The following is a 17,004-nucleotide window of genomic DNA, read 5'->3' as shown; positions in this document are numbered from 1 at the left end:
ACCCGGCTTGAGTAACATCGGCGGCGGACGCCGGTGAGAGACGGAGGACCTGCGTGATCACTGCCATCGTGTTGATCGACTGCGCCACGGACTCGATCCCGGAGGTGGCCGAGGCGCTCGCCGGTCTCGACGGGGTGAGCGAGGTCTACTCGGTGGCCGGGCACGTGGACCTGATCGCGATCGTCCGGGTGCGGGAGTTCGACCAGATCGCCGACGTGATCGCCGGACGGATCTCGAAGGTTCCGGGGGTGCTCAACACCGAGTCGCACATCGCCTTCCGCGCCTACTCACAGCACGATCTGGAGGCGGCCTTCGCCATCGGGCTGGCCGACGCGGACTGACCGACGACAGCGCTGAGCCAACAGCGGGAACTGGCAGCTGCCGCAGGCAGAGCCGCCCAGGAGACATAACGACGCGGCTGGTCGTCGGGGGCCACAGACCCACTGGCGACCAGCCGCGTTACCGTTCGGTGTCTGACGTCGACTGCCCGTCAGCAGACGGGCGGTGAGGTCGACGGTGCCCAGCGGAACGAGGTGATCTGATCGTTCGCGAGCGGATCAACGTTGCCACCGCCGCTGTACGGCGGGACGAAGATGTACCAGTTGCCATCGTAGTTGAGGTCGGGATACAGGCAGACGCCCCGGGCGGAAGTGTTCCGGACCGAGCTGATCTTGTCGTCGAAGCTCCATGCCCGTAGATCCGGCTGATTGCCGGTGTTGACCGATACCCAGACCATCAGGCCGTTACCTCCGCTGTGCTCCCACATGCACATGGCGTTGGTCGGACAGTCCCAGTACGCGGCTTGCGCAGGCGACGGCGTCACGACTACCAGGGCCATGGTGGCGCCCATGGCCCACGTCAGCAACTTCCTTGCCAGCTTCACGTAGCTCCTCCTCCGAGCGACTACCTTGCGGTTGATCGATCGCTGTCGACCATGACGCTACGTCGAGAGGAAACCGTCACCAATGGATCACCGCAGTCTCTTAGGGATACCGCTACTACCGTGGCGACAGGGCTTGTGGGGACGGCCGGTGCAGGTGTGAGATCACAGAGGCGCCCGCCGATCTGCTCGGCGGGCGCCTCTGTCGACTCCGGGTGCGCGGTGGTCAGCGGCTGCCGCTGCTGATCTCCTCGCGGTCGGCCGGCTGCTTCTCCTTGCCAGCCGACCGCAGTTCGGTCGGCTGTTCCTCGGCCGGGTCGATCGCCACATGCGCCGGCGGCGGAACCTGTGCCGGCTTCTCGATCGGGAAGAAGAAGCCCTTGACGGCCGGGCCGAGCGCGCCGAGCCGGTTCATCTTCTTGGGTACCACCCAGCCGACGTACTCCAGCTTGCCGTGGCCGTGCTCATCGGTCGGCCCGAGCGGCTGGTGCACCTCGACGAAGCGGCCGTCGGGCAGCCGGCGGATGATTCCGGTCTCGACGCCGTGCGCCAGCACCTCGCGGTCGTGCTGCTGCAGACCGAGGCAGATCCGGTAGGTCACGTAGTAGGCCAGCGGTGGCAGCAGGATCAATCCGATCCGACCGGCCCAGGTCATCGCGTTCAGGCTGATGAAGAACTTGTCGGCGAACACGTCGTTGCCGCCGGAGATGGTCAGCACGATGAAGAAGGTGACGGCCATGGCGCCGACGGCGGTACGGGCCGGCACGTCCCGGGGCCGCTGCAGCAGGTTGTGGCTGGCCTTGTCCTTCGTGTACCGCGCTTCGAGGAACGGGTACGCCAGGGAGAGCATGACCAGGATGCCGGGCAGCACCACGGTCGGCCAGAACAGCGGCGGGATCACGTACCCGTCGCCGATCGGGATGGTCAGCTCCCAGGCTGGCATCAACCGGGTGGAGCCGTCCAGGAACATGACGTACCAGTCGGGCTGGCTCGCCGCCGAGACGACGGCGGCCTCGTACGGGCCGAACAGCCACACCGGGTTGATCTGGAAGACCCCCGCCATCAGGGCGACCACCCCGAAGACGATCATGAAGAAGCCGCCCTGTTTGATCGCGTAGCGGGGGAACATCCGCTCACCGACCACGTTGTCGTTGGTTCGTCCCGGGCCGGCCCACTGGGTGTGCTTCTGCTTGAAGACCAGGCCGAGGTGTGCGCTGATCAGCGCCACCAGCAGACCGGGGATCAGCAGCACGTGGGCGATGTAGAACCGGCTGATGATGATCGTGCCCGGGAACTCGCCGCCGAAGATCGACGAGGTGACCCAGGACCCGATCACCGGGATGGACAGCATGATCGCCGACGCGATCCGCAGCCCGGTGCCGGACAGGCCGTCGTCGGGCAGCGAGTAGCCGGTGAAGCCGGCGAGGAAGCCGACCCAGAACAGCAGCGAGCCGATGATCCAGTTCGCCTCACGCGGCTTGCGGAACGCGCCGGTGAAGAACACCCGCAGCATGTGCACCACGATCGACGCCATGAACAGCAGCGCCCCCCAGTGGTGCATCTGCCGCATGATCAGGCCGCCCCGGACGTCGAACGAGATGTCCAGCGTCGACGCGTACGCCGCCGACATGGGGATCCCGCGCAGCGGAGCGTAGCTGCCGTCGTAGACGACCTCCTCCATCGACGGGTCGAAGAAGAAGGTCAGGTAGACACCGGTGAGCAGGACGACGACGAACGAGAAGAGCGCGATCTCGCCGAGCAGGAACGACCAGTGGTCCGGGAAGACCTTGTTCAGCAGCTTGCGTAGCGGCGTAGCTGCCTGGAACCGGTCGTCGAGCTGCCCGGCGGCCTGGCCGGGCAGCGCCCGGGCGTCGAACTTACGGCGTTTCATGGCCGCTCCCAGAAGTCGGGTCCGACGATCTCGGTGTAGTCGGAGGTGGCGACGAAGAAGCCCTCGTCGTCGACGGAGATGGGCAGCTGCGGCAGCCGACGGCTGGCCGGGCCGAAGACCGGCTTGGCGTTGTCGGTGATCAGGAACTGCGACTGGTGGCAGGGGCAGAGCAGCCGGTTGGACTGCTGCTCGTACAGGCTCGCCGGGCAGCCCGCGTGGGTGCAGATCTTCGAGTACGCGATGTAGTTGCCCCACATGTAGTCGGGCTTGCCCGCCGCCTCGTTGTTCTGCCGGGCGGTCTGGGCGTCGTCCAGCCGCAGGTGGATCAGCAGGGTCGGCGAGTCGGCGTACCGGTTGGTGTGTCCGCCGGGAATTCCGGGGAAGACCGTCATCTGACCACCGACGCTGACGTCAGCGGGCCGGATCGGTGAGCCGTCCTCCCTGGTCAGCCGGACCAGCTCGGTGCCGCCACCGGTCGTCTCGACCGGCTCCCAGCCGGTGGTGGCCATCTGGTTGTCGGTGTGCGGATCCCGGATCAGGCCGCCGACCAGTGGAGCGGCCGCGACCGCGGCGACCGGAGCCAACCCGGCCAGCAGCGACACCCCGAGCAGCGGCCGGCGCTTGACCCCGAGCTCGTCCACCATGTAGGTGAGCGTGCCGCCGGTGATCTTGCGGTCGTCCGGGCTGGACGGACCATCGTGCCGGTCCTGGATCGCCACCTCGTGGGGCAGCAGCTTCTTGCCCCAGGTGAGGATGCCGACGCCGATGGCCAGCAGGGTCAGCCCGAGGCTGACGCCGAGCAGCGGGGTGTAGAACTTGCTGATCCCGGTGCCGAGTTCGTACTCCCAGGGCCACCAGATGTAGACCACCAGGAACGCGGTCGCGGTGAGCCCGGCGAGCAGGAACAGCCCGGCGACGAACCGGCTGATCCGACGCTCCGCCCTGGTGCCGGGCACCGGGAACGGCGGCTCGTAGTGCACGATCTCGATGTCGTCGCGACGGGCACCCTCGCGCAGCACGTCGAACGGCGTCAGCCGAGGGTCGTCCAGGCTCACCTGCGCTGACTGGCGGTGCTGCTGGGTGGTGTCGATGTCGGTGCTCATGACTTCCCCGCAATCCACAGGCTGGCGAAGACCAGCGCGGTGATGCCGACCAGGAAGATGGCGATGCCCTCGGTCACCGGACCGTACCGGCCGAGGTTGGCCAGCCCGCCGGGGTCGCCGTCGGTCTTCAGCCCTTCCTGCACGAAGGCGATGATGTCGCGCTTCTGCTCGGGGGTGAGCTGGTTGTCCCCGAAGACCGGCATGTTCTGCGGACCGGTCAGCATGGCGGCGTACAGCTGCCGGTCGGTGGCCGGCTCCAGGCTCGGTGCGTACTTGCCGGAGGACAGCGCGCCGCCGCCGCCGCTGAAGGCGTGGCAGGACGAACAGTTGATCCGGTAGAGATGGCCACCGACGGCGATGTCACCGCCGGTACGCAGCATCTCACCGTCCGGCAGCTGCGGGCCGCCGCCCAGCTCCTGGATGTACTGGCCGAGCTGGCGGATCTCCTCCTCGGTGAAGACCACCGGCTTGCGCTCGGCCTGGGCCTCCTGCCGGGCCATCGGCATCCGGCCCGTGCCGACCTGGAACTCCACCGACGCCGATCCGACACCGATCAGGCTGGGGCCGCGTCCCTCGACGCCCTGGGCGTTGCGCCCGTGGCAGGAGATGCAGCTCTGGTCGAACAGCGCCTTGCCGTCCTCGGCCGCCTGGGACAGCTGCGGGGTGTCCTGCGCCTGCAGGCCCGGAGCGAAGACGGTGTACGCACCGCCGGCCAGGAACAGCGCGGCGAGCAACCGGACCGCGGTGCCCAGCCGACGGCGGCCCCGGCCTCGCGGCGTGGCCCGCCCGCTGCGCAGCCGGGCGAGGAGACCGCGTCCACGGTCGGCTCGCCGGTCGGCGGGGGTGTCAGATGTCATTGACCTGAATCCTTGTCGGTTTTGCGACCTGCCTGGTCGGCACGACGCCGCACCATCACGGTGAGTGACCGCTTGATGATCATTGCAGCCAGTAGATCATGAAGTAGAGGCCGATCCAGACCACGTCGACGAAGTGCCAGTAGTACGACACGACGATGGCCGAGGTGGCCTGCGCCGGGGTGAACCGCCCCATCGTGGTACGGACCATGTAGATCAGAAAGGCGACCAGGCCGCCCGCCACGTGCAGGCCGTGGAAGCCGGTGGTGAGGTAGAACACCGAGCCGTACCCGTCGCTGTTGATCTTGATGCCGTGGTGGACCAGCTCCCGGTACTCGTTGATCTGGCCGAGCAGGAAGATCAGGCCCATCACGAAGGTGATCGTGAACCACCGCCGCAGCGCGTGCACGTCTCCCCGCTCCGCGGCGAACACCCCGATCTGACAGGTGACCGAGGAGGCCACCAGGATCGCGGTGAAGACCGTCGCGTACGGGATGTTCAGCTGTGGGGTGTGCTCCTCCCACATGCTGTAGTCCGCCGCACGGATGGAGAAGTACATCGCGAACAGCGCCGCGAAGAACATCAGTTCGCTGGAGAGCCACACGATCGTCCCGACGCTGACCATGTTCGGTCGGGTCAGCGAGTGGATCCGGCTCTTGTCAATCGCTGGGGCCGCAGTCACGCGGTCATTATTGCTGCCGGTCAGTGCCCACGGACGGCGGGGTGGCAAACCCGACCCGCCGGTGGGCCGGATAACGTCGACCGGGGCCGCTGGCCTAGCCTCGTCATGTGGCAGATGTCGCTGCGATCGCCGTCCCGCCGTTCACGGTCTCGGCCCTGTTCACCGAGATCCAGCTGACCAGTTGGCTGGCGCTGACACTCGTCGTGGCCGCCGGCCTCTACCTGTACGGGGTGCACCGGCTACGACTGCGCGGCGACCGCTGGCCTGTGTCACGCACCGTACTGTTCCTCGGCCCCGGACTGGGTGGCATCGCCGCCGTCACCGTGAGTGGGCTGGGCGCCTACGACACCACGCTGCTGTCGGTGCACATGGTCCAGCACATGGTGCTGTCGATGATCGCGCCGATCTTCCTCGCCCTGGGCGCACCGGTCACCCTGGCGCTGCGCACCCTGCCCGGCGCGCCGCGGCGTCGCCTGCTCGCCGTCCTGCACAGCCGGTACGCCCGGGTGCTCACCTTCCCGCTGGTCGCCTTCGGCCTGTTCGTCATCAACCCGTTTGTGCTGTATTTCACTGATCTGTACCGGTTGACCCTGGAAAATTCCCTCGCCCACGAGTTCGTCCACGCCCACTTCATCATGACCGGCTGCCTGTTCTTCTGGCCGCTGGTCGGGCTCGACCCGCTGCCCGGCCGCTGGCCGTACCCGGCCCGGGCGCTGCTGATGGTGCTCTCCGTGCCGTTCCACACCGTGCTCGGGCTCACCGTCATGCAGAGCAACACCCTGTTCGGCGGCGACTGGTACCCGTCGCTCGGGCTGACCTGGGCCGACCCGTGGGCCGACCAGGAGGTGGCCGGCGGCGTCCTGTGGGCCGGCGGGGAGTTCGTCAGCGTCACCATGCTCGCCGTACTGGTGGTGCAGTGGATGCGCCAGTCCGAGCGGGAGGCCCGACGCGTCGACCGGGAACTCGACCGTCAGGAGGCACGGCAGGCCCGCGCGGCGGCCGCCGCCGACTGACCCGCTCGCCGGACGCGACGCGGTCGGACGGTACGATCAGCGCGCAGCTACGAGGTGGGAGTCGAGCGACAAGATGACCGAGCGCGTACACACCGTCCTGCTCTACAGCGACGACCCGCAGGTGCGGGACCGGATGCGGCTGGCCGTCGGCACCCGCCCCGCCACCGACCTGACCGTCGAGTTCGTCGAGGCGTCCGACTACGCCGGGTGCGTCCGGCTGGTCGACGAGTACGAGATCGACCTGATGCTGCTCGACGGTGAGGCCACCCCCGGCGGCGGGCTCGGCATCGCCCGGCAGATCAAGGACGACCGCGCCGACGCGCCGCCGACCTGCGTGGTGATCGCCCGCGCCGCCGACCGCTGGCTGGCCTCGTTCGCCGAGGTCGACGCCACCCTGATGCACCCGCTCGACCCGGTGACCACCGGCCAGACCGTCGCCGGCATGCTGCGCGGCCGGTCCGGCAAGCTGCCCGCCGCCTGACCCACCCCCGCACCGCACCTGCACCGGGCTGCACCGTCCACGTTCCGCCGCACCGTCCCGTACCGCATCGCGCACACGCCCCATCGCACCTGGGAGAGACCCCATGGGTGAACGGTCCTGGCCGAATCTGCTCAGTGCGCTGCTCGCCGGCGAGCAGCTCTCCACCGCCGACACCACCTGGGCGATGGGCGAGATCATGGCGGGCTCCGCCACCCCGGCCCAGATCGCCGGGTTCGCCGTCGCGCTGCGCGCCAAGGGCGAGACCCCGGCGGAGCTGGTCGGTCTGGTGGAGGCGATGCTCGCCGACGCCGTACCGGTCGACCTGCCGGAAGCGCTGCGCGCCGACGCGGTGGACGTGGTCGGTACCGGCGGCGACCGGGCCCACACGGTGAACATCTCGACGATGGCGGCGCTGGTGGTGGCAGCCGCCGGTGCCCGGGTGGTCAAGCACGGCAACCGGGCCGCCTCGTCGTCGTGCGGGGCCGCCGACCTGCTGGAGCACTTCGGCATCCCGCTCGACCTGGGCCCCGAGGGGGTGGCCCGGTGCGTCGCCGAGGTCGGCATCGGGTTCTGCTTCGCCGCCCGGTACCACCCGGGAATGCGGCACGCCGGGACGACCCGGCGGGAGATCGGCGTACCGACTGCCTTCAACTTCCTCGGCCCGCTGACCAACCCGGCCCGGCCTCAGGCCGGGGCGATCGGCTGTTTCGACACCCGGATGGCGCCGGTGATGGCGCAGGTGTTCGCCAGCCGGGGCGACACCGCACTGGTGATGCGGGGTGAGGACGGGCTGGACGAGCTCAGCACCGCCGCCCCGACCAGGGTCTGGTTCGCCGCCGACGGCGTGGTGCGCGCGATGGTCGTGGACGCCGCCGAGGACCTGGGGGTTGCCCGCAGCGCCCCCGGCGATCTCCGGGGTGGGGACGCCGCCTTCAACGCCGATGTCACCCGCCGGCTGCTCGCCGGACGGTCCGGTCCGGTCCGGGACGCGGTGCTGGTCAACGCCGCAGCGGCGCTGACCGCTCAGGCGGTACAGACCGGCGCCGCGCCGGCTGACGGGTTGCTGGAGACGATGCGGGCGCAGCTGGGCCGGGCCGCCGAGGCGGTGGACAGCGGCGCGGCCGCCGCGCTGCTGGACCGGTGGGTGCAGGTGGCCCAGTCGGCTGCGGGTACCACCGCCGGCTGACCGCCCGCTGCGACTCCTGTCGTCCACGCGCCCCGGGCCACCGCGCTGTTGCAGGACCCGACCTCGCTGCGGGACTGGTACAAGCAGAATCTGCGCTGGCTCTGGGGCACCTTCCGGGGCATCCTCGGTCACCGGGTGGGGCGGCAGGTCAGCACCTTCGACTACGCGTACCTGCTGCTGATCCTGCGCTGGGTGCTGTCCGCCTGGCGGCTACACCACCGGCAGCTGCTGCTCCTGCTCCCGCTGATCATGGTCGCCGACGTGATCTACCGGGTGATCTTCGTCCACGCGGCGGTCAAGGCCGTCCGCCAACCCACCGTCGACCGCTGTGTCTGGTCCTCGCCGGAGCGGATCGGCACCCCGGTAGCTGTCGGCGGCGCCCCGACAGCCGTCGCCGGCTGGGGCGCCAAGCTGCGCCGCCGCAACAGCCGGTGACGGTCGGCCGGCTCAGCCGACGCCGGCGACGAACCGGCTCAGTGCTCGGCCCGGCTCAGTGCTCGGCGGTACGCCGGGTGCCGGTGTAGTACTCGAACAGCAGACCGGCTGCGGTGGCGATCACCGAGAGCAGCCCGAAGATGAGCAGCCACCACTGCCAGAAGACCAGGCCGAGACCGGCGACGGTCGCGGCCAGCGCCACCCCGAACGGCCAGTAGCTGCCCGGGCTGAAGAAGCCGACCTCGCCCGCTCCGTCGGAGATCTCAGCGTCCGGCCGGTCCTCGGGGCGCAGATCGATCCGGCGCGACACGAACCAGAAGAAGCCACCACACATCGTGCAGAGCAGGAAGGACAGGATCAGCGCCGTGGTGCCGATCCACTCGACGTGCCCGAGCTGCCCGTAGGTCCACGCCGGGTAGACACCGGACACGACGAGCAGGAACGCCGCGACGATGCCGAACAGTCGCCACTCGGTCTTCATGACCGGCCCTCAGCTTCCCGCGCCCTGGGCGCTCGCGTTCCCGAAGTTCTGCGCGTCACGCTTGGTGTCGAACGGGAAGGTCGTCACCGCGTACGGCTCCTCCCCGATCGCGGCCAGCGCGTCCGGCGTCGAGCTACCGGCCTGCTTCGCCGCGATGAACTGGTCGTACTGCTCCGGGTCGACCACCCGCATCTCGAAGTTCATCATCGAGTGGTACGTGCCACACAGCTCGGCGCACCGGCCGACGTAGGCACCGTTCTGTTCGATGGTCACCTCGAACTGGTTACGGATGCTGCCCGGGAAGACGTCCCGCTTGAACAGCAGCTCCGGCACCCAGAACGAGTGGATCACGTCGGTGCTGGTCTCCTCGAACCGGATGGTCCGCTCCGACGGGACCACCAGCACCGGGATGATGTCGGAGGAACCGACCGTCGACGCCACCGTGTTGGCGTCCTCACCGACCCCGTCGCGGTAGTTGAACTGCCAGTTCCACTTGAACGCGACGACCTCGACGGTGACGTCCGGGTCCTCGCTGAGCCGGTCGACATCGGTCTGCACGACGGCCGTGTAGTAGAACAGCACCGAGACGACCAGGATCGGCGCGATGGTGTAGAGGAACTCCATCGGCATGTTGAACCGGGTCTGCACCGGCAACTGGTCGCCGCGCTTGCGGTACCGGATGATGCACCAGAAGATCAGACCCCAGACGAAGACGCCGACCGCGAGCGCCGCGATCACCGAGGCGATCCACAGGTCGTACATCCGGTGGGCCTGCGGTGTGATGCCCTGCGGCCAGCCGAAGCCGCCGAACGCCTCCCCGACGTCGCAGCCAGTGAGCAGGGTGAGCAGTGCCGCGCCGCCGAGACCGAGCCCAGCGGCCCGGAACCGGAGCTGTCGCCGACCGGGCGCGCGCCGTGCGTGCGTCGGCTGCCGGCCGACGGCCGACGGCTGCCCTGCTGAATCGCTTGCGACCACCTGGTCCTGCCTCCCTCGCGGTGCCACCGATGCCACCTGTGGCAACCGGATCGACCTGGCCACGCGTGACGACATCGGCGATCAAAGGCGTCACCGACGGTCGCAGATTACTCGACCCGACGGGTCACCATCGGCGTGGGGTCTGGTTTGTCACCCGCCACGACCACCGGCGGGCCAGCCCACGGCCGGTACCGTCGACGGCTGTGGACTATCTCGACGCCGCGACCGCCGCACCGCTGCACCCGGTCGCCCGGGAGGCACTGTCGGCGGCGTTGACCGACGGCTGGGCCGACCCGGCCAAGCTGTACACCCGGGCCCGCCGGGCCGGTCAGCTCCTCGACGCGGCCCGCGAGGTCACCGCCGACGTGCTGCGGGTCCGCACCGACGAGATCTCCTTCACACCCAGCGGTACGGTCGCTGCACACGCCGCCGTCCTCGGCGGTCTCGCCGGGCGGCGTCGGGTCGGGCGCACCCTGGTGCACTCGGCGATCGAGCATTCGGCGGTGCTGCACGCCGGGCAGCGGCACACCGCCGACGGCGGCGAGGCGGTGCCGGTGCCGGTGGACCGGCTCGGCCGGCTCGATATGGCCGCCTGGTCGGGGGCGGTGGCCCGGCCGGGTGTGGCGTTCGCCGCACTGATCAGCGCCAGCCACGAGGTGGGTACGGTCCAACCGGTCGCCGAGGCGGCCCGGGCCTGCGCCGCGCACGAGGTGCCGCTGTACGTCGACGCCGCCCAGTCGGTGGGTCGGATGCCGGTGCCGGACGGCTGGTCGGTGCTGACGGCCAGCGCTCACAAGTGGGGCGGGCTGCCGGGCGTCGGGGTGCTGGTGGTCCGCAAGGGCACCCGGTGGGAGTCGCCCTACCCGGCCGACGAGCGGGAATTCGGCCGTACGCCCGGAGCGGTGAACCTGCCGGCGGTGGTCGCGTCGGCGGCGGCGCTGCGCACGGCGGCCGCCGAGGCGCACGCGCAGGCCGCCCGGTTGTCGGCACTGGTGGACCGGATCCGCGCGACGGTGGCCGCGACGGTGCCCGACGTGGAGGTGGTCGGCGACCCGACCGACCGGCTGCCGCACCTGGTCACCTTCTCCTGCCTGTACGTCGACGGTGAGGCGCTGCTGCACGCGCTGGACCGGCGCGGCTTCGCCGTCTCCTCCGGCTCGTCGTGTACGTCGTCCACGCTGCGCCCGTCACACGTGCTGGAGGCGATGGGGGTGCTGTCACACGGCAACGTCCGGGTGTCGCTGCACCGGGACACCACCGACGCGGAGGTCGACCGGTTCCTGGCCGAGCTGCCGCAGGTGGTGGCCGACCTGCGGGCCGAGGCCGGGGTGGTCGGCCTGTGACCGACGACGACACGGCACCGCAGCGCTCCGGCGGCGAGACGGCGCAGCCACCTGGTAGCGAGGTGGCGGAGACTCTCGACTGCCTGGGTCAGCGCTGCCCGCTGCCGGTGATCGCGCTGGCCCGGCGGCTGCCGCAGCTGCCGGTCGGGTCGGTGGTCCGGGTGCTGGCCGACGATCCGGCGGCCGCCCTGGACATCCCGGCCTGGTGCCGGATCCGGGGCCAGGAGTTCGTCGCCGCGTCGACCGTCGCCGACTCCCCCGCCTTCGACGTCCGCCGCAGCCACTGAAGCCTCCCGCCGAACTGCTAGTCGATCAGCAGCGCCACCGATGTGAGGCTGAGGTACCTAACCTGCTCGTTGATACGTAACTCAGCCTCACATCGGCGTGTCCGCGACAGCCGGTTGAGACACCTCTTCGGGATACACCTCAACCGCCCTCCGGCGGAGCGCACGTCGTGCCGTTCGGCCAGGCCTGTTGGTCCACGGCACCAGGCCCAGCAGAATGCCGGCGTGCGAGGATGGCGGGCGTGAGCGCGCAGAACGGGTGGAGCAAGCTGCTGGAGTCCAACCCTGGGCACTCACAGTGGTACGTCGACCGGTTCCGGTCGCTGGCCCGCGACGGGGCCGACCTCGACGGTGAGGCCCGGCTGGTCGACGCGATGCTGCCCCGTACGGCACGGGTGCTGGACGCCGGCTGCGGACCCGGCCGGGTCGGCGCGGCGCTGGCCGCCGCCGGTCACGACGTCGTCGGCGTCGACCTGGACCCGGTGCTGATCGATGCCGCCCGGCAGGACCACCCCGGCCCGCGGTGGCTGGTCGGCGACCTGGCCGAGCTGGACCTGCCCGCACAGGGCATCACCGACGGCTTCGACGCGATCGTCAGCGCCGGCAACGTCATGACGTTCCTGGCGCCGGACACCCGCCAGGAGGTGCTGCGCCGGATGCGGCTGCACCTGCGCGACGGCGGCCGGATCGTGGTCGGGTTCGGCACCGACCGGGGCTACCCGGTCACCGACTTCCTGGCCGACATGCACGCCGCCGATCTGGTCGAGGATCTGCTGCTGGCGACCTGGGACCTGCGCCCGTACCGCGACGACTCCGATTTCCTGGTCGCGGTGCTGCGACCGGCCTGACCTCCGCGGTTCAGGTCAGCTGGCGACCGTCGGGCGGGTCGACCCACACCAGCTGCACGGGGTGGACCATCCCGTACAGCCGCAGTGCTGCCTTGATGCCGCTGAACGGGTTGGGCAGGCCGCCGTTGGTCGGTACGACCACGGCTTCGTCGTCGAACGCCAGCCCCCAGCCGAGCACTCCACCGTCCTCGCTGTCCTCGCCGGCCTCAGTATCCGCACAGATGGCGAAGCGCGCCGGCGGCTCCCCGTGCAGGTCTTCCAGCAGCCTGCGCTGCTCGTCAACCGTCTCCGACGACCATCGTTCTTCGCTCTCGTTCACCACACGCTCCCCTCCATCGATGACTAGACGTCTAACGTAAGCAGTTGCATCGAGATTGGCAATAGGCAATGATGACTGCATCGCTAGCGGAAGGCGGGAGTGATGAGCACACGGATGGACCCCTCGGCGCTGCGCTGGCTGATCGGTGCCGAGCTGAGTCGCTACCGGCGCGACGTGCCGATGTCGCTGAGTGAACTGTCCGCCGAGACGGGGATCGGCAAACCCAAGCTCGGGCACATGGAGACCGGCCGCTACCAGCAGTTCCCGGACGACATCGCCAAGGTGCTGCGGACCTGCGGCGCCGATCAGCCGACGATCGAACGGCTCACCTCGCTGGCCGGCCGGTCGGATGCCAAGACCTGGTGGGCTCCCTGGGCGAACGTCGTGCCCGACTGGTTCCGGACCTACGTCGGGTTGGAAGGACTGGCCGACAGCGCGTTCGTCTTCGAGTCGATGGTGCTCCCCGGCCTGCTGCAGACCGAGGAGTACGCCCAGGCGCTCACCCTCGGCACCGGGTTCGTCCGGCCCGACCACGCTGAACGGTTCGTGTCGTTCCGTCAGGCCAGAGCCCGCCGGCTCACCGACGACGAGCCACTGACGCTGCACGCGGTGATCGGCGAGGCGGCGCTGCGGTTACGGGTCAACGGCGACAACACCAGGCGCGCACAACTGCGGCACCTGGCCGACCTCGCCAGCCTGCCGCATGTCACCGTCCAGATCCTCCGGCCCGAGGACGGGCCGCATGCCGCTACGCCGCTCGGCAAGTTCGTGGTGCTGGACTTCGACCGGGTCCGGCCGATCGCCTACACCGAACTGCTCGACGGTGCCATGTACATCCAGGACCCGGACGGTGTCCGCACTTATACGATGGTGGCGGACAACCTGCGTCAGGCCGCTCTCTCGCCCGCCGATTCCCGCGCGCTGATCCGGGAGCTGGCCGACGCGGCATAGCGCTGGAGGCTGTCATGCCCACCCCCGACCTGACCACCGCCCGCTGGTTCACCAGCAGCCGCAGCGCCAACAACGGCGACTGCGTCGAGTGCGCCGTACTGCCGGACGCCGTCGCGGTCCGCGACAGCAAGGACCGCACCGGACCGACGCTGCACTTCTCCGCCGACCAATGGATCACCTTCGTCACCCAGTTGACCGCGCGTCAGGTGAGCTGAGCAGAGATCAAGATCAGGTGAGCGCTGCGGACGTCTCAACCGCGAGGTGAGGTCCATGGCGCTCACCTGATCTTGGCCACCGACGCTGTCGTGGGTGCGCAGGCCGACGCTGTTGCGGGGCGAGCGGGTGAGCGGGTAGGCGGCGTGGCCGGCGGTGCAAGCAGTTGGTCAGGCCGGCAGGTAGGGGCGGACGTCGTCGGCGGCGGCGTCGCCGTACGAGTCGGCGAGCCGCTTGAGGAAGATGTCCGGCTTGACGGCGTACTCCTGCGGCCCGGTGGTCTCCAGCACCAGCGCGGCGAGCAGGCAGCCGACCTGCGCGGCGCGATCCAGACCGAGGCCCCAGCCGAGGGCGGCGAAGAAGCCGGCGCGGAAGCCGTCACCGACACCGGTCGGGTCGTCGGCGACCACGTCGCGGGCCACCGGTACGTGGATCCGCTCGATGCCCCGGCCGGTGATCTCCACCCCGTCGGCACCGAGCGTGGTGACCCGTACCGTCACCAGGTCGAGCACCTGGTCGCCGGTGAGGCCGACCTTGCTCTCCAGCAGCGACCGCTCGTACTCGTTGGTCAGCAGATACTCCGCACCGTCGATGAGCTGGCGGACGTCCTCGCCACTCATCCGGGCCAACTGCTGGGACGGGTCGGCGGCGAACCGGTAGCCCCGGTCGCGGCACTCGGCCGAGTGGCGGAGCATCGCCTCGGGGTCGTTGGCGCTGACCAGCACCAGTTCGAGGCCGCCCACCCGGGCGGCGGCCGGTGCCAACTCGATGTTGCGGGCCTCGCTCATCGCACCGGCGTAGAACGACGCGATCTGGCACAGGTCGTCGTCGGTGGTGCAGACGAAGCGGGCCGTGTGCGCCAACTCGCTGACATGCACCGAGTCACAGTCGACGCCGTGGCGTTCCAGCCAGGAACGGTAGTCGGCGAAGTCGGCGCCGACCGCGCCGAGCAGCACCGGACGCAGACCGAGCTGGGCCATCCCGAAGGCGATGTTCGCCGCCACCCCGCCCCGGCGGACGACCAGGTCGTCGACGAGGAACGACAGGGACACCTTGTCCAGCTGGTCCGCGATGAGCTGACCCGCGAACCGGCCGGGGAAGTGCATCAGATGGTCGGTGGCGATCGAGCCGGTGACGGCGATCTTCATGTCGGCCCTCGGGTGTCGGGGTGGGGAAATCGTGCGCGGGCCAGCTTACCGGTACGGGGACCGTCAGAACCCCTACCGCTCTCGAATCGGCACGATCACCGCGCCGTCAACCCTCGCCGTCAGCCGACGTCCGAGTAGGGTCTCCCGGCCCCGGACGCGGCTGCGGACACGTACCCCCTGGCGGCTCAGTGGAAGGAGTCGCCGCAGGCGCAGGAGTTCTGCGCGTTCGGGTTGTCGATGGTGAAACCCTGAGCGTCGATCCGGTCCGCGAAGTCGATCTTCGCGCCGGTCAGGTACGGGGCGCTCATCCGGTCCACCACGACCTCGACGCCGCCGAAGTCGTCGACGATGTCCCCGTCGAGCGACCGCTCGTCGAAGAACAGCTGGTACCGCAGGCCGGAGCAGCCGCCGGGCTGGACGGCGACCCGCAGCCGCAGGTCATCGCGGCCTTCCTGGTCGAGCAGTGCCTTGACCTTCTCGGCCGCCACGTCGGTGAGGACGACGGTGGTCGAGGCGGCGGTCTCGGCCGTTTCGGACTGCGCTGATGTGCTCACGTGAAGGTCTCCCCTGCGACGGTGCGAATTCGTCCGTATCAGGTAACGCTAACCGGCCGGGCGACGATTCCCAATCCGGGTGGCCACAATCCGTACGTGATCCGCCGCGCATCCCATCATCCGGAAGATCACCAGCGCAAGATCACCGGGAACTCACCGTTCCCCGGCCGCCGGCACGCCGTCAGCGGCTCCATTGGCCGGCCAGCCGGGCGGCGATCCCACGCAGCCCGTCCGCCGGCTGGGCCAGCGCCTGCGCCAGCCCACCGCCGGTCTCCCCGCCGAAGTGGTCGACCAGGGCGTACGCCTCAGTGACGCCGGCCGCGGCCGACTCCCGCCGACCGGTGGACACCTGGCCGGCGACCACCACGCAGGGCAGTCCCCGGTCCCGGGCCGCGCCGGCCACCCCGGCGACCACCTTGCCGCGCAGCGACTGGTGGTCGAACGACCCTTCGCCGGTGATCACCAGGTCGGCGGCGTCCAACGCGGCGGACAGCCCGATCAACGCGGTGACAAGGTCGATGCCCGACTCGCACCGCCCGCCGAGGGCGAGCAGCGCGGCGCCGATGCCTCCGGCGGCGCCGGCCCCGGGCAGCGCGGCCAGCTCGGGCGGGCAGCCGGGCAGGTCCGCGACCAGGATGCCGGCGAACCGCTGCAGCGCGGCGTCGAGCAGCAGTACGTCGGCCCGGTCGGCGCCCTTCTGCGGCCCGTACACGTTGCTGGCCCCGTGCAGCCCGGTCAGCGGGTTGTCGACGTCGGTCGCGGCGACCAGCTCGACCCCGCGCAGCCGGGGTGCGCCGTCGAGGCGGTCGACCCCGGCGAGGGCCGCGCCGCCGTACGGCAGGGCGTAGCCGGCGGCGTCGAGGGGGGTGACCCCCAGCGCGGTGAGCATGCCGGCCCCGGCGTCGTTGGTGGCCGACCCGCCGAGCCCGACGACCACTCGACGGGCACCGTGTTCGACCGCCGCGACCAGCAGCAACCCCAGGCCGTACGAGGTGGTGTGTTTCGGGTCACGTTCGGCCTCGGTGAGCAGGTGCAGGCCGCACGCCTGGGCGCTCTCCACGTACGCGGTCGGTCCGGCGGTCACGGTCGCCCCGGCCCCCGGGCCGTCGACCAGCAGGATCTCCCCGGGTACCGGTCGGCCGAGTGGGTCGACCGTCGGTACCGGGACCCGCCGGCCGGCGGTCGACTCGGCCAGCACCTCGACGAATCCCGGACCGCCGTCGGACAACGGGCGCAGCACCAGCTCGTCGGTGGGCGCCCGGTCCCGCCACCCGGTGGCGACGGCGGCGGCCACCTCGGCGGCGGGCAGGGTGCCGGCGAACTTGTCCGGACAGATCAGGACCCGCATGGTCTGGCAGTGTGG

21 protein-coding genes are annotated in these 17,004 nt (G+C 70.2%); 10 read left to right on the top strand and 11 right to left on the bottom strand.

The genetic code is table 11. The features are described from left to right. The first annotated feature begins 53 nt into the window (after positions 1–53). Entirely contained in the window at positions 54–341 is a 288-nt protein-coding gene (locus O7543_RS00260; protein WP_281550745.1) for an Lrp/AsnC ligand binding domain-containing protein, read from the top strand. A 149-nt stretch (positions 342–490) separates the two neighbouring features. Here the strand turns inward: O7543_RS00260 and O7543_RS00255 are convergent, their stop codons facing one another. The 5 genes from O7543_RS00255 to O7543_RS00235 form a co-directional block, all read right to left on the bottom strand. After that, positions 491–883 carry a peptidase inhibitor family I36 protein gene (locus tag O7543_RS00255; RefSeq protein WP_281550746.1) on the bottom strand — a complete coding sequence of 131 codons (393 nt, stop codon included), beginning with the start codon at positions 881–883 and terminating at the stop codon, positions 491–493. 223 nt (positions 884–1,106) lie between these two features. Continuing rightward, a complete protein-coding gene (locus O7543_RS00250; RefSeq protein ID WP_281550747.1) occupies positions 1,107–2,771 on the bottom strand; it encodes a ubiquinol-cytochrome c reductase cytochrome b subunit in 1,665 nt (554 codons plus the stop codon). After that, entirely contained in the window at positions 2,768–3,874 is a 1,107-nt protein-coding gene (locus tag O7543_RS00245; protein WP_281550748.1) for a Rieske 2Fe-2S domain-containing protein, read from the bottom strand. The genes O7543_RS00250 and O7543_RS00245 overlap by 4 nt, the downstream gene beginning before the upstream one ends. After that, on the bottom strand, positions 3,871–4,731 hold the full coding sequence (locus O7543_RS00240; RefSeq protein ID WP_281550749.1) for a cytochrome c: 861 nt from the start codon (positions 4,729–4,731) through the stop codon (positions 3,871–3,873). The genes O7543_RS00245 and O7543_RS00240 overlap by 4 nt, the downstream gene beginning before the upstream one ends. A 79-nt stretch (positions 4,732–4,810) precedes the next feature. Then, on the bottom strand, positions 4,811–5,410 hold the full coding sequence (locus O7543_RS00235) for a heme-copper oxidase subunit III (protein ID WP_281550750.1): 600 nt from the start codon (positions 5,408–5,410) through the stop codon (positions 4,811–4,813). A 107-nt stretch (positions 5,411–5,517) separates the two neighbouring features. Here O7543_RS00235 and O7543_RS00230 point away from each other — a divergent pair, with 107 nt between their 5' ends. The 4 genes from O7543_RS00230 (at position 5,518) to O7543_RS00215 (ending at position 8,525) form a co-directional block, all read left to right on the top strand. Then, positions 5,518–6,423, top strand: a complete 906-nt coding sequence (locus tag O7543_RS00230; protein ID WP_348650064.1) for a cytochrome c oxidase assembly protein — start codon at positions 5,518–5,520, stop codon at positions 6,421–6,423. A 73-nt stretch (positions 6,424–6,496) separates the two neighbouring features. Then, positions 6,497–6,904 carry a hypothetical protein gene (locus O7543_RS00225; RefSeq protein WP_278170359.1) on the top strand — a complete coding sequence of 136 codons (408 nt, stop codon included), beginning with the start codon at positions 6,497–6,499 and terminating at the stop codon, positions 6,902–6,904. A 103-nt stretch (positions 6,905–7,007) separates the two neighbouring features. Further along, positions 7,008–8,090, top strand: a complete 1,083-nt coding sequence (gene trpD / locus O7543_RS00220) for an anthranilate phosphoribosyltransferase (RefSeq protein WP_281550751.1) — start codon at positions 7,008–7,010, stop codon at positions 8,088–8,090. Positions 8,091–8,138: 48 nt separating this feature from the next. Further along, complete coding sequence (locus O7543_RS00215) at positions 8,139–8,525, top strand: hypothetical protein (protein ID WP_281550752.1); 387 nt, start codon at positions 8,139–8,141, stop codon at positions 8,523–8,525. A gap of 55 nt (positions 8,526–8,580) precedes the next feature. Here O7543_RS00215 and O7543_RS00210 read toward each other — a convergent pair whose 3' ends face one another. Next, entirely contained in the window at positions 8,581–9,006 is a 426-nt protein-coding gene (locus O7543_RS00210) for a cytochrome c oxidase subunit 4 (protein ID WP_123602747.1), read from the bottom strand. Between the two features lie 9 nt (positions 9,007–9,015). Next, positions 9,016–9,855, bottom strand: a complete 840-nt coding sequence (gene coxB, locus O7543_RS00205) for a cytochrome c oxidase subunit II (RefSeq protein WP_281555641.1) — start codon at positions 9,853–9,855, stop codon at positions 9,016–9,018. A 155-nt stretch (positions 9,856–10,010) separates the two neighbouring features. Between coxB and O7543_RS00200 the strand changes: the two genes are divergently transcribed. The 3 genes from O7543_RS00200 (at position 10,011) to O7543_RS00190 (ending at position 12,456) form a co-directional block, all read left to right on the top strand. Then, positions 10,011–11,324, top strand: coding sequence for an aminotransferase class V-fold PLP-dependent enzyme (locus O7543_RS00200; RefSeq protein ID WP_281550753.1), 1,314 nt, complete (start codon positions 10,011–10,013; stop codon positions 11,322–11,324). Positions 11,325–11,386: 62 nt separating this feature from the next. Continuing rightward, entirely contained in the window at positions 11,387–11,611 is a 225-nt protein-coding gene (locus tag O7543_RS00195; RefSeq protein WP_281555642.1) for a sulfurtransferase TusA family protein, read from the top strand. A gap of 239 nt (positions 11,612–11,850) precedes the next feature. Next, complete coding sequence (locus O7543_RS00190) at positions 11,851–12,456, top strand: class I SAM-dependent methyltransferase (RefSeq protein WP_281550754.1); 606 nt, start codon at positions 11,851–11,853, stop codon at positions 12,454–12,456. Between the two features lie 10 nt (positions 12,457–12,466). On the opposite strand, the gene O7543_RS00185 is transcribed toward O7543_RS00190, so the two are convergent. After that, the gene (locus tag O7543_RS00185) at positions 12,467–12,775 is read right to left on the bottom strand and encodes a hypothetical protein (RefSeq protein ID WP_281550755.1); all 309 of its coding nucleotides are present in this window, start codon (positions 12,773–12,775) and stop codon (positions 12,467–12,469) included. A gap of 102 nt (positions 12,776–12,877) precedes the next feature. On the opposite strand from O7543_RS00185, the gene O7543_RS00180 reads away from it, so the two are divergent. Further along, on the top strand, positions 12,878–13,726 hold the full coding sequence (locus O7543_RS00180) for a helix-turn-helix transcriptional regulator (RefSeq protein WP_281550756.1): 849 nt from the start codon (positions 12,878–12,880) through the stop codon (positions 13,724–13,726). A gap of 14 nt (positions 13,727–13,740) precedes the next feature. Continuing rightward, positions 13,741–13,941: a DUF397 domain-containing protein gene (locus O7543_RS00175; RefSeq protein ID WP_281550757.1), complete on the top strand. Its 201-nt coding sequence runs from the start codon at positions 13,741–13,743 to the stop codon at positions 13,939–13,941. 168 nt (positions 13,942–14,109) lie between these two features. On the opposite strand, the gene O7543_RS00170 is transcribed toward O7543_RS00175, so the two are convergent. The 3 genes from O7543_RS00170 to O7543_RS00160 all read right to left on the bottom strand — a co-directional run bounded on the left by O7543_RS00170 (position 14,110) and on the right by O7543_RS00160 (position 16,989). Next, positions 14,110–15,087, bottom strand: a complete 978-nt coding sequence (locus O7543_RS00170) for a carbohydrate kinase family protein (RefSeq protein WP_281550758.1) — start codon at positions 15,085–15,087, stop codon at positions 14,110–14,112. Between the two features lie 185 nt (positions 15,088–15,272). After that, positions 15,273–15,641: an iron-sulfur cluster insertion protein ErpA gene (gene erpA, locus O7543_RS00165; protein ID WP_278170370.1), complete on the bottom strand. Its 369-nt coding sequence runs from the start codon at positions 15,639–15,641 to the stop codon at positions 15,273–15,275. A gap of 181 nt (positions 15,642–15,822) precedes the next feature. Next, the gene (locus tag O7543_RS00160) at positions 15,823–16,989 is read right to left on the bottom strand and encodes a glycerate kinase (protein WP_281550759.1); all 1,167 of its coding nucleotides are present in this window, start codon (positions 16,987–16,989) and stop codon (positions 15,823–15,825) included. Positions 16,990–17,004 lie beyond the last annotated feature (15 nt).

The sequence above is a fragment of the Solwaraspora sp. WMMA2080 genome, assembly GCF_027497395.1.
GTDB lineage: Bacteria > Actinomycetota > Actinomycetes > Mycobacteriales > Micromonosporaceae > Micromonospora_E.
This window is presented reverse-complemented; position numbering and strand designations above follow the sequence as displayed.